Below are 1245 nucleotides of genomic sequence, written 5' to 3' on the forward strand. Positions count from 1 at the left end.
TGTCCGAACCGGATAGATAGGTAACAGAATGGACTGATTGCATGGGTGACAGTTTTCTCCTTCGCCGGGAGGACCGGCGATGGTTTGGCGAGAGACTGGCATCATGGATGAGCGGCTTCGGTTTGTTGTGGCGTGCCTGGCGGGTGATGAGACGATGACGCAGCTTTGTGCTGACTTCGGCATATCGCGCAAGATCGGCTACAAATGGCTGGGACGGTACCGGGAGTTCGGCCCGGAAGGTCTGCATGACCGGCCGCGGGCGCCGCTCAATCATGGCCGGGCGACGGCGGTGGATCTGGTGGAGCGGATCGTTGCTTCGAAGGAGGCACATCCACTGTGGGGGCCGAAGAAGATCATGGCGCGGCTCAAGCGCACCGCTCCCGAGTTGGCCTGGCCGTCGGCCTCGACGGCTGGCGCGATCCTTGAGCGGCATGGGCTTGTCGGTCGGCGGCGCGCCCGCTGGAAGGCGGCGGGCAACGGACCATGGCCGCCAGCCGAGGAGCCGAACGCGGTGTGGACGGGCGACCACAAGGGCTGGTTCCGCACCCGTGACGGGTGGCGCTGCGAACCGTTGACGGTGATGGATGCGTCGTGCCGCTTCCTTTTGGCGCTCGAAGCGACGGGCTCGACGGCGGACGACGAGGCCTGGCCGGTGTTCGAGCGGCTGTTTGAGGAACATGGCCTGCCGGATCGGTTCAGAAGCGACAATGGCTCGCCTTTCGCGTCAGCCGGCGTCACCGGGCTGACGCCGCTGTCGGTGCGCTTTATCAAGCTCGGCATCACGCTGGAGCGGATCGCACCCGGCAAGCCGCAGCAGAACGGATGCCACGAGCGCTTCCACCTGACCATGCTGCCGCTGGCCAAGGCGCCGGAGGCCGACAGAACCGCCCAGGGCCAGGCTTTCGAAGCCTTCCGGCGCAGCTACAATGAGGAGCGTCCGCATGAGGCGCTGGCCATGGACACCCCGGCGCAGCATTACCGCTCCTCGTCGCGCGCCATGCCTGCGACACCGCCCGAGCCCGACTATCCGGCCGAGGCGGCGGTGCGCAGCGTGCGCCACAATGGCGAGATCAGGTGGAACGGTGGTTTCGTCTACGTTTCCAAGGCGCTGGCCGGCGAAGCGGTCGCCGCCATCGAAACCGAGGATGGTCAATGGGCGCTCAGCTTCCATGCCCACCCGCTCGGCATCCTCGACACCAGGCGCATGAAGCTTGTCCGCCGCAGCGCTGCGGCGGACACGACAGG

At 66.5% G+C, this 1245-nt stretch carries 1 protein-coding gene; it reads left to right on the plus strand.

Annotated elements, in window-relative coordinates:
• Window positions 1-79: 79 nt before the first annotated feature.
• On the plus strand, window positions 80-1245 hold a 1166-nt coding region (locus AC0L28_RS34600), incomplete at its 3' end, for an integrase core domain-containing protein (RefSeq protein WP_473482971.1).

Source organism: Mesorhizobium sp. WSM4847 (genome assembly GCF_055811335.1).